General features: G+C 46.4%; 9 protein-coding genes. 1 reads left to right on the top strand and 8 read right to left on the bottom strand.

Translation table 11 applies throughout. The features are described 5' to 3' along the window. Nucleotides 1-52: 52 nt before the first annotated feature. The 4 genes from V1L65_RS21635 to V1L65_RS21620 all read right to left on the bottom strand — a co-directional run bounded on the left by V1L65_RS21635 (nt 53) and on the right by V1L65_RS21620 (nt 5722). Nucleotides 53-676, bottom strand: a complete 624-nt coding sequence (locus tag V1L65_RS21635) for an ROK family protein (RefSeq protein ID WP_442955711.1) — start codon at nt 674-676, stop codon at nt 53-55. A 306-nt stretch (nt 677-982) separates the two neighbouring features. Next, nucleotides 983-1450, bottom strand: coding sequence for a peroxiredoxin (locus V1L65_RS21630; RefSeq protein WP_331701339.1), 468 nt, complete (start codon nt 1448-1450; stop codon nt 983-985). A gap of 24 nt (nt 1451-1474) precedes the next feature. Beyond that, entirely contained in the window at nt 1475-2557 is a 1083-nt protein-coding gene (locus tag V1L65_RS21625; RefSeq protein WP_331701338.1) for an asparaginase, read from the bottom strand. A gap of 36 nt (nt 2558-2593) precedes the next feature. Continuing rightward, the gene (locus V1L65_RS21620; RefSeq protein WP_331701337.1) at nt 2594-5722 is read right to left on the bottom strand and encodes an MMPL family transporter; all 3129 of its coding nucleotides are present in this window, start codon (nt 5720-5722) and stop codon (nt 2594-2596) included. A 202-nt stretch (nt 5723-5924) separates the two neighbouring features. Between V1L65_RS21620 and V1L65_RS21615 the strand changes: the two genes are divergently transcribed. Further along, a complete protein-coding gene (locus V1L65_RS21615) occupies nt 5925-8555 on the top strand; it encodes a putative bifunctional diguanylate cyclase/phosphodiesterase (protein ID WP_331701336.1) in 2631 nt (876 codons plus the stop codon). Between the two features lie 124 nt (nt 8556-8679). Here V1L65_RS21615 and V1L65_RS21610 read toward each other — a convergent pair whose 3' ends face one another. The 4 genes from V1L65_RS21610 to V1L65_RS21595 all read right to left on the bottom strand — a co-directional run bounded on the left by V1L65_RS21610 (nt 8680) and on the right by V1L65_RS21595 (nt 13888). Beyond that, on the bottom strand, nt 8680-10710 hold the full coding sequence (locus V1L65_RS21610; RefSeq protein ID WP_331701335.1) for an ABC transporter ATP-binding protein: 2031 nt from the start codon (nt 10708-10710) through the stop codon (nt 8680-8682). A gap of 2 nt (nt 10711-10712) precedes the next feature. Next, nucleotides 10713-12473: an ABC transporter ATP-binding protein gene (locus tag V1L65_RS21605; protein ID WP_331701334.1), complete on the bottom strand. Its 1761-nt coding sequence runs from the start codon at nt 12471-12473 to the stop codon at nt 10713-10715. A 513-nt stretch (nt 12474-12986) separates the two neighbouring features. Beyond that, complete coding sequence (locus tag V1L65_RS21600; RefSeq protein ID WP_331701333.1) at nt 12987-13196, bottom strand: cold-shock protein; 210 nt, start codon at nt 13194-13196, stop codon at nt 12987-12989. Nucleotides 13197-13438: 242 nt separating this feature from the next. Next, nucleotides 13439-13888, bottom strand: coding sequence for a DUF2269 family protein (locus V1L65_RS21595; RefSeq protein WP_331701332.1), 450 nt, complete (start codon nt 13886-13888; stop codon nt 13439-13441). Between the last annotated feature and the right edge of the window lie 141 nt (nt 13889-14029).

Genomic DNA, 14029 nt, shown 5'->3' with positions numbered 1-14029 from the left:
AAAAACACCCTCAAGTACCGATTGTTCCACTTGAGGGTGTTTTTTATTCGATTTATTTAACAGCTTTATCCGCTTTGATTGCTGCTAAGCCCAAAGCAAGCGCCCCGCTTAATCCGGCATTGTCTCCAAGGCCGGGCGGCACAATATAATTGTCTATATCCGTTATAAGCTCCGGCGCGCTTACATAATGATTAAGTCCTGCTTTAACATAATGACGGATCATAGGAAATAAGTGCTCCTGCTTCATCACACCGCCGCCCAAAATAACCTTTTTAGGCGAAAGCATAAAAATGGCATGAATAACCGCCTGGCTAATGTAATAAGCCTCTAGCGTCCACGCAGGATGATCTGCTGGCAAATCACGCCCTGCTGCTTGCCAGCGCTTCTCAATGGCTGGTCCAGCAGCAAGCCCCTCCAGGCAATCGGCATGATAAGGGCAAGCCCCTGCAAATGGATCGGCATGATGACGTCTTACCGGTATATGCCCGCCTTCTGGATGAACCAGGCCGTGTACAAGATTACCTTCCACAAGTACGCCCATTCCGATACCTGTGCCTATTGTAAAGTATACGCAGCTATCCAGTCCTTTTGCAGCTCCCCATGCGGCTTCTCCATATGAAAGCAAGGTAATAGGCGGTTGCGGCGGATAAGCTGCATGTAGAATTGTTGCGGTCATAAACGTCCGTTAGCGCCTTGTTTTTCAGTTTTTTGGATTGTAACGGTCACAAAAGTCCCTTATAGTGTGATTTTCCCCTTCCATTGCTGTTTTGATCGTGTAAGGGTCACCAGTGACCGTTACAATTTTTTTTACGCCATTTTCGTTGGCTAATGGACATTCATGTCCTTATTGATCCTTATACTGCAAGGATAAACAGCTTCGCCGTCTTTTGAACAAGCGCGTTTACCGATGAAATATCGAAAAGGCTGAATCTAGGAACCTCTTGTTCCCGATTCAGCCTTTCTAACTTTCAGCTTCTCAGCCTTACTGCAATGCCTTCAATACTTCCTCGGCATGTCCCTCCACCTGCACATCGCGCCATTCATGTGTGAGCACGCCGTTCTCATCAATGATAAAGGTAGAACGCTTTACCCCCATAAACTCCTTGCCGCCCCAGCTAAGCAGCTGCCACACGCCGAACATGCGGGAAACCTCCTGCTCGGTATCGGCTAGCAATAAAAACGGCAGGCTGTATTCCTCGATGAATTGCTGATGCGAGGCCAAATCGTCAGGACTAATGCCAATTATCTCTGCATTCAAGCCAGCATACTGCGGGTTGAAATCACGAAAGTCACATGATTCTGCCGTACAGCCCGGCGTCATATCTTTTGGGTAAAAATAAATAACTAGCTTTTTGCCTCTGTAATCCGATAATTGAAATACCTCGCTATTTGACGCCTGCAGCTTAAAATCCGGCACTTGCTCACCTATTTTTACTTGCTGTTCACTCATGTTTATTCCTCCCTTTGATCATAATTACTCGGCGGTCTTCCCGTTTTCGATAGCTTTGTCTCCTTGCTCATAATAAACTGGCGTGTGCAGCATAAACTGCTTAACGTCCATTAAATCTGTGTACAAGCTGTAGGCCAGCATCAGCTTCGTTAAAGCTGCTTCCATCGACATCTTCTCAATGATGATAGCGCCGGCTTCAATAAGCGCCACTGACGAAGAATACATGGCAGCGGAAGCATCCTTGACTGGACATATATACAGGTCGACGCCGGCTGCCCGACAGCGCTCCATGAAGCGCAATAAGGAATACGGCTCCTGCTCCACAGCACAAGCAGTACCGGAGTGGTGCAAATCATGCAGTACCGCTCGCGGCTTGCTCTCGCCAAAAGCATAATAGCTATATTTGAGACCGGGGTACGGCTTGATGTAAACAATGTCCGATTCGAGCTTCAGCGATTCTGGCGTCCATTGAAACGGCTGCTGCTGAGGCGAAAGTGACTCCGGTCTGGGATTGCGTTCATGCTGCTGCCATTCAAAGCGCCGCTCCAGCATTCTGCCGTATACAATATTGTACGGGCTGCCGAATTGGTCAGTAAAGGATTTGCACTGTGTAATTTGTGTGCCCAAATACACATCAGCAACGCCTTGATCATTCTCGTATACGACAAAAACGCCGGGAAGACTAGCTTCAGCAATAAAATCAAGTGAATGGCTAAAATTCCTTATTCCGTTGCTTCTTTCATCGGCGATAGGATAATTGCTCGCTGTGAAAACTAGCGGGATCGATATATCGGCAAACAGATAGCTCATCATCGCGGCTGTGTATGCTAATGTGTCCGATCCGTGCGTTACAAGAATGCCATCATACTGGCTCGTTTCAACAGCATGGATAGCAGTCGCCAAAGCATGCCAATCATGCGGCGTCAAATTTTCGCTTAATATATTTAACGGCTGCGCAGTATCCAATATTATGTCATTGCGGCAATCAGCTAATTGTTTGTACTCCTCTAATATCGCGTAGGCTCCGTCCTGAGCGACATGAATAGATTTTTGCTGCCTTCTGCTGCCTATCGTTCCGCCAGTAAAAACAACCAACACACGCTTCATGAGCTATCCTCGCTTTCTGTTCTACAGATATCTGTTCTATCTCTCACGAGACATGAATGGCCACCAGTTCGCCGGTCCAAACATTCTAACCATGACCGGAATAAACAATGGAAGCATAACTAGTGCATACAGGAATAGTCCGCATAATACAATCGTTGCTATTTGAAGCAGCGACATAACGCCTGATGGCAGCATGGCAGCAAATGTTCCGCCCAAAATAACAGCTGCAGACATAATGACTGCGCCCATATTCTTCATCGCTTCCAAAATTGCTTGCTTCGGCTCAATATGGCGGTATTCCTTGAATCGATCCATCAAGAATATGCTATAGTCTACCCCCAGCGCTATTAAAATAACAAAGCCGAAGAATGGCACTGCCCAGCTAATGCCTGAAAGATCAAACATTCTAACGAATATGACCTCCGTAATAGCAAGCGAGGTATAGAACGTAATAAGCAGTGAAATGACTACGTAAACCGGAATAATAATAGAACGGAACATGAATATAAGAATAATCGATATACCGATCAGCATCAGCATAACCGTACGTGAATAATCTGCTCCGGATATTTCGCTTAGATCATGATTCATGCTCGTTACTCCGCCTACAGCAATTTCTGCCTGAGCATATGGCGTCCCCTTGAATGCACGCTCAACAGCGGCCCCCAAGGAAGATATTTCACTCATCGTGTCTGTCGAATAGGGGTTGCTCGCAAATATAACATCCAGCTTTGCGGTTTTCCGATCCGCCGACATATAAATATCAAGCCCGCTCTGGAATTGCTCATTCTCAATTGCTTCCTGCGGAATATACCAGCCTGTCATTTGTCTGTCAGGCGATTCTGCAAGGTTTTGCAAATAGCCGCCTGCGGCTGACAAGCCATCCGATACTTGTGTAAGGCCGGCAACGCTTTGATCTAGCCCGCCAGTCAATTCACCCAGCTGTTCATTTAGAGAGCTAAACCCGGCTCCCAGCTCTCGCTGTCCGGCGCTCAGCTTATCTAGGCCGGTTTCAAGCGCTGGCATGCCAGCAACAATTTTCCCTTGGCCATCTGCAGCCTGCGCAATCCCTTTCTGCAGCTCTCCGATTCCAGCAACCAGCTGCTGCAAACCTTCCGCCAGCGCTGCTTGACCTTTGCTTGCTTGCGCCAAACCGGCGTTCGCTTGGTTAATGCCGTCTGCGGCTCCGCTTAACTGCTTATTCAGCTCTGAAAGCTGGCCTCCGATACCGGCAGCGCCTTGCTGCAGCTGGGCAAGACCGCCCAACGCCTCATGATACTGCTGATCAGCCTGCAGCTCCGGATAAGCTTCTGCCAAACCCTCCAGCTTTTGCTGAATGCCCGATAATCCGGCAGCGAGCTTGCCCTGCTCCTCCGCAATGATCTGGTATGCGCCTGACAGCTGCGCCACTCCTCCGCCAAGCTGCTCATAGCCGGCAGTAAGCTCCGCTACAGCTGTGGCAAGCTGTCTCGCGCTGGCTTCCGCTTCAGCCATCCCCTTCTTAAGCTCAGCAGCGCCGAGCGAGCCGTCACGCATTCCTTTTTCAATTTGCTTCAAGCCGATACCTAATTCCTTCATGCCCTGACGCAGCTGGTCAGTGCCTTGTACGAGCTGCTCAGCTCCAGTCGCCGCTTTCGTCAGCAATGGCTTATTTTCAAGCAATGCGCTGCTCGCCTCAGACAGCCCGCTGCTAATTTGGTCAAGCCCCTCGCCGCTTTTTCCCAAGCCATCGTCAAGCGTTACAACTTGATCGGCTACAAGAAACTCCTCCATCACTTCGCCTGTTGGCCGCGTTGCGCTGCGAGTTGTTTTGACGCCCTCCACCTTTAACAGCTCTCGGCTTGCCTGCTCAATTGCTGCCAGTCCGGCGGGCGTGTCGAGCGGCTGCTCCGATTTTACAACGACTGTCGTCGGCAGTGTTTCTCCCGGGCCGAAGCTGTCGGCAATCAGATTAAAGCCTTTGACAGAATGATACTTTTCACCGATTTCATCCAATGAGTTATAAGAAATAGCACCCTTATACGCCGTTAAAAACGGCACGATAATAACAGCTAAAATAAGCAGTGACCATAATGGCTTCCGCAAGGAGAAGCTGCCTACAGCTCCCCAAAGCTTATTCGGTTTATGCTGGGGCGAGCCCTTAGCAGGCCAAAACAAAGCATTGCCAAGCACGGCCAGAAAAAATGGAACAAGCGTGTACAGCGCCAGCAGCAATACGGCAATGCCTACAGCAACTGCTACAGCCGAACGGTACAATACAAAGGTGGAAAGCCCGATTGATGCAAATCCGACCAGCACAGCAAGACCAGAGAAAAATACGGTTTTTCCGGCAGTACGGTAAGTATTAATAATCGCATCAGTCCGGTCGCCATGATGAGCCAGTTCTTCTTTATATCTGCTGATCAGCAGTATACAGTAATCTGTGCCGATGCCAAATAATATGGCAACCATAAAGATTTGTGTAAAATTAGATAGCGGAAAATCGGCATATTCCACTAAAAAGGCAACGACAGACTGCGAGGTTAAGTAAGAAAATCCAACAGCCAGCAATGGTACTAACGGCGCTGCTGCTGAGCGAAATACAACAAATAGTATTATAAGAATAAATCCAACCGTAATATATTCCGTCTTCTTCAAGCCCTCTTGAGAGCTTTGAATAACATCCTCGCTTATTAGCCAGTTGCCTGTATAATAATGCTCTACTTTTACCTGCTCGAGCAGCTCATACAAATGATCCCGCTGCTCCGCCAGCTCCCGATTGTTCTCCTCTACATTCAACAGCACCAGCACCGAGCTGTTATCCTTGGCAACCATTTGCTCGCTTAGCTCTGGTATATCAAAATGAGTTGTAACCGAGGCTATACCACTAGCTTCGCCGGCTTGCTTCAATAGAGCTGTGGCTCCTTCAATTTCCTTCAAATCAGTGTCGCTTAACCCGCCATCGCGATGAAAAACGAGCACGGTAGACATGCCTTGGGCTTGCTCTCCCTTGCCGATCTCCTGTTCCAGCTTGCCGGCTATCGATGAAGAATAGCCCTCAGGAACTGTAATTTGACCTTTGGTACGCACCAGCTCCGCCATCGATGGTGCGGTAACAAGCAAAATAACCGAAACAGCCACCCACAAGGCAGCAATTATCCATTTCATTTTTAATATGGCTCTCATCTATACTCCCCTCTCATTTAGAAGCCTCTACCTATGACGAGTGTACTAAAGGATAGTCAGTAAAAGCAATTGTGCAAATATGAATATCTATTGAACGCTGTAACTTATGTATTGCCTTGTTTTCGGAAAAGAAGGAATTACTATAAAATTGTCGAATAAACCCATTAAAAGTCGAATTCTTCTAGGTACCAGGGGGCTACAAGTGCACAGCATACATACATCTACTAAAAGAATGAGATCGGTCCTGCTCATTATTTCGTGTTTTTTACTAGCTCTCGGAAGCCACTCTTTTGAAGTTCCAACTGTTTATGGCATCCCATTTGCGCTGACAAGCTTGTTCCTGCTTTACAGCCTTTATTATCAACGGCTCAGCTGGAGCATTGTCGGGGCGGCCTTCATTTACTCTATAGGCGTATTTATTTGGGATTACCCTATCGCAACTTTCATCGGCCTGATCGAAATTGTTTTCGTAGGCACGCTAATGCGTACAACGCGCATGCGCTTGCTCAAGAGCGACGTTATTTTTTGGCTTCTGCTGGGCGCGCCTATTGCAGTTTTAATACATAATTACAATTATACATATAAATTAACAGATGCTGTTATGATTGCATGCATTCTTGCGATGAACGGCCTGTTTAATTCACTATTTGCCGAAATTTTATATCAATACATGCCGTTTTCACAAATCAAAAAGCATAACTCGCGTCTGATCCGGCCCTATACGATGAATCAGATGCTGCTTCATCTGGCCATGGCGCTTGTTATGATAACGAGCCTGTTCAATACGATTAGCAGCAGCAATTATTCCTTCAAAGAGACCACTCGATACGTTAAACAGCTGTCAGCCTCTTATAGTGAAAATATAACTAGAGCCTGGAACGATCTGCTCGCAATAAACCGCGGCTGGACAGAGACGGAGACGATGAAGGTTTTGCAGGAGCGGCTTCTTTCGGTGCCAGATCATCTTATTATTCATATTGCAAATCAGCAGCGCGAAATTGTTGCTTCTAACAAACCATCCCTCATAGGAGGGCATCTATCTGATTATATTCAACCGCGCTCGGCCATATCCGGCCAGCTGCAGTTTATTACGCCTAAACACGAATCTTATTCTTGGCAGCATGAGAGCTGGCAAACAAGCTTCTACACGTTAACGCTGCCTTTGCCTGATTCGGATTGGAATGTCCATATGATTCATCCTATGCAGTATTATCAGGAGTCACTGTTTTCCAAATACTATGTGCACCTGTTGTATATGCTGACCTTTGCCTTTCTAGCTGCCATCGTCGCTCACCGTATTAGCAGCAGGATTTCACGCCGTTTGACCCAGCTGGCCATTGCAACGCGCAACCTGCCGCTGAAGCTGAAGCAGCTAAAGCCGATGGAATGGCACCATACGAATCTGGTAGAAATTCATTCATTAACTAATAACTTCAAACATATGTCCGATAGTCTATTACATATTTTTAATGAAACGCAAATTAAAAACGAACAGCTGCAAGCGCAGGCTTATATGCTGCAGCAGTCGGAAGAAAAGCTGCACAGCCTTGCCTTTTATGATCGCTTGACCGGATTGCCGAACCGGCTTGAGCTTGCAAGAAGTTTTGAAGCGCTTAGCTCGATCCGCAATCTCTCTGACGGCGCTATCGCCATTCTGTCGGTCGACATAAACCAGTTCAAGCGAATCAATGATACGCTTGGCTACTCAGTTGGCGACAGCTTGCTGCAGCAAGCCGCCCTTAGGCTTAGCGCTCAAAACAAAGCATGCGGCACTGTGTTCCGCGCCGGAGAAGACGGATTTTTATTTCTCTATCCATACGCCAAAGAAAACGATCTTCATGCTTGCGCCCAGAAGATCATCGATGGGTTCAACGAGCCCTTTGTTATAGATAATGTGCCTCTATTCATGACGGTAAGCGTAGGCATAAGCCTCTATCCTTATGATAGCAACGAGCTGGATAAATTGGTCCGTAATGCTGATATGGCTATGTATAAGGCAAAGGAAGAGGGAGACGGCTGTTACCGTTTGTTCCAGCCAAATCTCGTATCCGTTATGACGGAAAAAATGCTGCTTGAAAACGGATTGTATCATGCACTGCACCACCAACAATTTTCTTTGCATTATCAGCCCAAGGTGGATGCGGTATCTGAAGAAATATGCGGCATTGAAGCTCTTATCCGCTGGCGTCATCCGGAGCTCGGGATGATTCCTCCCGACAAATTTATTCCATTAGCTGAGCTGTCGGGCTTTATTCTTGAGATCGATCGATGGGTTTTCCATGAAGCTTGCCGGCAAAATAAGGCTTGGCAGGATGCAGGTCTGCGCAAAATTAGCGTTTCTGTCAATATTTCCGCCAGACACTTCAATCAAGGCGATATAGTTGGCATGATTACCGGTGCGCTGGAGGATACAGGGCTGGAGCCGCAGTATGTCAGCATCGAAATAACAGAAGGCGTATTTATGCAAAATATGGAGCAGGTTATTGAAAAGATCGGCTATTTGCGAAAGCTGGGCATACATATTTCAATAGATGATTTCGGAACGGGCTACTCCTCGCTCAATCAATTGCAGCGTTTGCCAATATCGGATGTTAAGCTTGACCGCTCCTTTATTCAGGGCATTACACAGGATCCTAAAAAATCATCACTAGTAAAAGCGATTATCGATTTAGTACATAGCATGAATATGAAGGTTATCGCTGAAGGGGTAGAAACGGAAGACGAGTCCAGCTTCTGCTCTGAGCTTGAATGCGACGAGCTGCAGGGCTACTATTTCAGCAGGCCGCTATCCGCGGATCAATTTATTAAGTATTTGCAAGCAGAAACATTTTAAAAACATATGTAAAACAAGGATGAACGGCTATTGAAAAAGGGAAATCATTAATCTGTCAACAGATTTGATCTCCCTCTTTGCCTTTACTGAACCACTGCACAAGTCATACGCCCGCCGTTCATGATCAGGCTGTCTGAACAGCAGCGCCGAGCTGCAGCTGATACATCGCGTAATACTTGCCCTGCAGCTCCATGAGCTGCTCATGATTGCCCCGTTCGACAATTGCTCCGCGATCCAATACTAAAATCTGGTCGGCAGCTCTTATCGTAGATAACCGATGCGCAATAACAAAGGTCGTTCTGCCTTGCTTGAGCACCTCCAGCGCCGATTGAATAATCGCTTCCGTCTCTGTATCGATGCTTGCTGTCGCTTCATCCAGAATAAGAATAGCCGGATTATAGGCAAGTGCACGGGCAAAAGAGATAAGCTGGCGCTGTCCCGCTGAAAAAGTGCTTCCTTTTTCCAGCACGGGAGCATCGATGCCGCCTGGCAGCTGATTGAACATTTCATAAGCTCCGACATCCTTGAGCGCTTTGACAACCATCTCGTGGGTAATTGCAGGATTGTCGAGACTTATATTGGATGCGATTGTACCCGTGAACAAGAATGGATCCTGCAGTACAATGCCCATATGCTGGCGCAGCAGCTGTTTTGGAATATCGCGAATATCACGTCCGTCTACGGAGATCACTCCATTAGGGCTGTCATAGAAACGGAACAGCAGGTTCATAATAGAGCTTTTGCCCGAGCCAGTATGACCGACAAGTGCAACCGTCTCCCCTTGCCTTGCATGCAGATTAATATTTTTCAACACATATTCGTCATCTTTATAGGCGAAATATACTTTTTCAAACTTGACCTCGCCTTTGTATCTGGGCAGGCTGCCGGTAGCAACCTCGATTCCATCCTCATCCATCAACTTGAATACACGCTCTGCTGACACGCGAGCCGTTTCCAGGTTAGACAGCTGATTCACTATGCCAACAATCGGAGCGAACATGCGGTTCATATAATCAATATAAGCATACAAAATCCCCACCGTTAATACCGTGCTGAGACTGCTTCCCCAAAATACCCAAATGACAACGAGAAACAATACATTTCTTACGACGTTGACCAGGTTATGCGAAGTAATGGAATTAAGATTCAGCATCTTATTTTGATGCTTGAAATACTGCTCGTTGATTTCCTCAAACTCTGCAGTCATTTTTCGCTGCCGCCTGAACGCCTGAATTATAGGCATTCCTTGTATTGACTCGTTGATCATCGCATTAATTTCGCTTAGCTTAGCACGAATAACCCGGTTATAGCTGGCTGCGTATTTGCGATATACGATGATCCATACGATTAGAATAGGAATAAGCGGCAATGAAAACAGCGCCAAGCGATAATCAAGTATGAATAAGGCCGTAAAGATAGCCGCCATATAGAGTGCCCCTGTAAAAAAGTTAGCCAGCACGCCTACGTACAGCTCCCGAATCGCTTCCGTATCGTTAGTAATACGCGAAACGACCTGCCCCGCTGCCAAATTATCATAATAGTTAATTGGCAGACGCTGCGTATGAGCATACACATCATTTCTCATTTTTCGCACAATGCGGTTCGCTGATGTTTGCAGCATTATTCTTTGTCCATAGGCAAACAATGCAGCCACAACAAGCAGCGCCATATATATGCCGGCTAGTTGCAGGAGCTCTGGAAACTCCGGCTTATAAAATTGGAATAACTGGCTGGCATTCAGCTTCTGGGCAGCATATTGCTTGCTTTCGCCAGCAGCGGTATTCGTAATCGTAAGCATCCCGTCCAACACCTGGCGCTTGCCCGCTGCTTCGGATATATTCTCATCTATGAAATAATAAGCGCGTTCAACCTGGAGCACGCGAACAGCCTTTAGCTGAGCAGTATCTGCACCTGCTTCAAGACGATCCTCGCGTACATAATGCTTTCCTTGATAGGCGACAGAATAGTCGGCCGCTTCATTTACTTCGTACCATGTCTTTTCGATGCCCAAAATATTTTGGTCAATCATTCGCTTAGCTACGAAGGGACCTACCAGTTCAGCGCAAATTGATAATATTAATAAAATAAGCGCGATTGCTATCGTTTTTTTATACTGCATTGCATATTGAAATAATCGTTTTCCCGTTTGACCCATAATCACCTCTCCTCCCCTTGCTCAATAGAGGCTTCCAATTGCTGACGATCGAATTGCTCGCGATACCATCCGCGATTTTGCAATAAAAATTCATGCTTGCCCTGCTCGGCAATTCCGCCTTCGTCAAGCACAATAATCCAATCGGCATGCTGTACAGCAGACAAGCGATGCGTCGTAATAATCGTCGTTTTACCCGAACGCTCCTGGCGAATGCCATCAATAATTTCAGCCTCTGTTTTGGCGTCAACCGCAGATAACGCATCGTCAAGCAGCAATATTTCAGGATTCGATATAAGTGCGCGGGCAATGCTGACACGCTGCTTCTGTCCGCCAGACAGCGCCACGCCCTTCTCGCCGACCAGTGTATTCAAGCCTTCAGGCAAAAATACAATATCCTTGGCAAAGGAGGCTCTGACCAGCGCATGCTCGATCGCTTCTTCACTAGGCTCGCCTTGCAAGCCAAATAAAATGTTTTCTCTAATGGTGCGGGAAAATAAGATCGGCTGCTGCGGCACATAGCCAATCCAGCCCAGCACCTGATCCAGTTTAAGCTGCTCGATCGGCACCCCGCCAATAGTGATCTCGCCTTCTCCAAGCGGGTATTCGCGCAGCAGCTGTCTGAGCACCGTCGTCTTGCCGCTACCCGTCCGGCCTACAATGCCTAATGTCTGGCCCTGCTTCAAAGTAAAGCTGACCCTCTCCAAATTGGCAACCGATGAGGTCGGATATTTAAAGGTAACATCCCGGAAGGATATTGAGGTTGGCAGCGCCTCGAGCGGCTGCTCATCGGAATCCGAAACGTCCGCTTTGTAGCCAAGCGTTTCATTGACGCGATCCAGGGAGGCATTGCCGCGCTGCATCACATTGATCAGCTCGCCTATAGCAAACATCGGCCATATGAGCATGCCTAGAAAAATATTAAACGAAACAAGCTCACCAAGCGTTATTTCGTTCTGGAACACAAGGTAACCGCCATAGCATAATCCGATTATATAGCTGGAGCCTACCAATATTTTCATCGTCGGCTCGAATAAGGCATCGATTTTGGCTACCGCGATGTTCTTTGCCAATACTTCATCCGTTTTTTTGCTGAATGTCTGCTGGCTCGCTTGCTCCTGCACAAAAGCGCGAATTACCCGCACGCCAGCAACCGATTCCAGCACCTGGTCATTAAGCTCTCCAAAAGCATGCTGTGACTGCATAAAGCGTTCATGAATGATTTTACCAAAGTAAGACATTGCCAGCGCCATAATCGGCAGCGGAATTAATGCCGCGATCGTAAGCTTCCAACTAATCGCCCAAGCCATTACTGCCAAAATTGTAATCATAAAGAACGTAGAATCAATCAGCGTCAAAATGCCAAAGCCTGCAGTTGTAGCAACAGCCCCCAAATCATTGGTCGACCGCGCCATCAAATCTCCCGTACGGTTACGTTCAAAAAATGTCGGCTTCATGCGCATGAAATGAGACATGAGCGTATGACGCAGCCTCTTTTCAAGCACAAATGCACCGCCAAACAATTGATAATGCCATACATATGTAATCAGATAACTGATCAATGTAAGGGCAATCCACAAGTACATCACCTGATTGAAGGCTGTGTTGCTAAGCAAATGCTGACTCATGCCATCGATGACATATCCGGTCAACCATGGCGGTATTACTTCAAGCACGCCTGTTAAAATCAGCAGCAGTACAGCTACTGTATATCGCTTCCACTGCATGCCGAAAAACCATTTCAGTTTTATAAGAACACCAAACACGTTTACTTCCCACCTTCCATTATCCGTTCCTGCGTCACAAGAAATATAAGAACAGGTATAAGGTGAAACTTATTCGTTCTTATATTAAAAAAAGCATGCCTTCATGCGGCACGCTTTTTTGTACCCGCTAACCTCCGTAAAATTGCCAATGAAGGTTAAAATGGGCATAAAAAGGGCGCACGATTACGATAAACGTAACCGAGCGCCCTTGATGCTAGGAAATACTATCTGCTGATAGTTATGACGCAAGGACGGATTACGTTATTCAAATAAGCTTTAGTTGTAAAATGCACATTGCTAAAATCTATTCTCATGATACGTAACCCTCCCTTCATAATAAAATCTAATTGTCACTTTAACACGGATAGGAAAACACTGTCAACAAAAACTTATTTCGCCAAAGCCGCTGCATCAGCCGCCATTTTCTATACTATGCTTAAAGCCCCGCAAATATGGCAGAAACCATATACGCGAGGCCTTATCATTGATTGGCTATATTGTCTTCTTCTGCAACTACCTTAGATCGCTGGGGTTGACAAGTGTAGGCAGCATTTTCTCTCCGCTTACCATCGTAGCATTGCAGTGCATGCAGGACGGCACTTGCTCAAACGAAAAATTATCTCTCATCCAGCTGTTGCACCCTTCTGTTTCACAGATCCATACTTTCGTATTTTCTTCCGGTACCGGCTCTAGCTGCTTCTTACGATTGTACAAAATCATCATCTCCCTCTCAAAAAAGAACGGCCGCATACGCTTATGCGAAGCAGAAGTTTTTCGCAGTATAGGAACAGGTATAAGCAGAAAACTTATACCTTCGCCCCTATATTTTAAAAAAAGAAAAACCGCCTCGATATAATCGACAGGGCAGTTCTTAATTATGAGCAATAGTGATCAACAAAACAAATCTGGAAACGATTTGCAATTAATACAATCATAACATACTCTGCGTCCAGTATCAAATAAGCTTACATCGGCTTAAAAACAAGCAAAAATATTAGCAGCACAGCTAACAATTGGCTGAGCATTTCAATAGGCAAAAATTTGCGCATAAACAGCCTGTACTGTATTGGCACTTCCTCTTCTGTATGCGCTTCCAATATAACCATTTGATTTTTGAGCCTGCGCGGCAATGAGCCCGCTACATATACTTGCACTAAAAAATAAACGACAAGAGAATAGACAAACCAGCTTTGCGTAACAAGCTTCGGCTCCAGCGACAGCAATATTCCGGTTGTTACCGCCAATATTAAACTGCCGATATGAGGAACAAACTTGAGCTTTTGAAAGAGCTCGACCGTTTGCTTTGCCTCGATGGAGGTTTTGGCTGTACGGGACATAATCGGAAATACGAGCGCTACACCTAAGCTTGTAACCGCTACCAACACATGAATATAGTGTACGATATAATTGATCATGACACCCTCACCCTTGCCTGAATTTGCAAGTAAGCCTTCCGAACTATAGAAATTAAGTCCTATGGCTTACACCTCTATCATAATAGACGTATTATCGGATATGCAATCCTTTTTTGCAATTTCAATGGGCAGGAGCCGGAG

Source organism: Paenibacillus sp. IITD108, from assembly GCF_036541265.1.
In the GTDB taxonomy this organism is placed as follows: Bacteria; Bacillota; Bacilli; order Paenibacillales; family Paenibacillaceae; genus Pristimantibacillus.
The sequence above is the reverse complement of the archived record's forward strand: the minus strand, read 5'-3'. Positions and strand labels throughout refer to the sequence as shown.

What these genes read in the sequence shown, in the direction of transcription:
- V1L65_RS21625 (WP_331701338.1), bottom strand. Translation starts at nt 2,557, where the DNA reads ATGAAGCGTGTGTTGGTTGTTTTTACTGGCGGAACGATAGGCAGCAGA.
- V1L65_RS21610 (WP_331701335.1), bottom strand. Translation starts at nt 10,710, where the DNA reads ATGGGTCAAACGGGAAAACGATTATTTCAATATGCAATGCAGTATAAA.
- V1L65_RS21595 (WP_331701332.1), bottom strand. Translation starts at nt 13,888, where the DNA reads ATGATCAATTATATCGTACACTATATTCATGTGTTGGTAGCGGTTACA.
- V1L65_RS21635 (WP_442955711.1), bottom strand. Translation starts at nt 676, where the DNA reads ATGACCGCAACAATTCTACATGCAGCTTATCCGCCGCAACCGCCTATT.
- V1L65_RS21630 (WP_331701339.1), bottom strand. Translation starts at nt 1,450, where the DNA reads ATGAGTGAACAGCAAGTAAAAATAGGTGAGCAAGTGCCGGATTTTAAG.
- V1L65_RS21620 (WP_331701337.1), bottom strand. Translation starts at nt 5,722, where the DNA reads ATGAGAGCCATATTAAAAATGAAATGGATAATTGCTGCCTTGTGGGTG.
- V1L65_RS21600 (WP_331701333.1), bottom strand. Translation starts at nt 13,196, where the DNA reads ATGATGATTTTGTACAATCGTAAGAAGCAGCTAGAGCCGGTACCGGAA.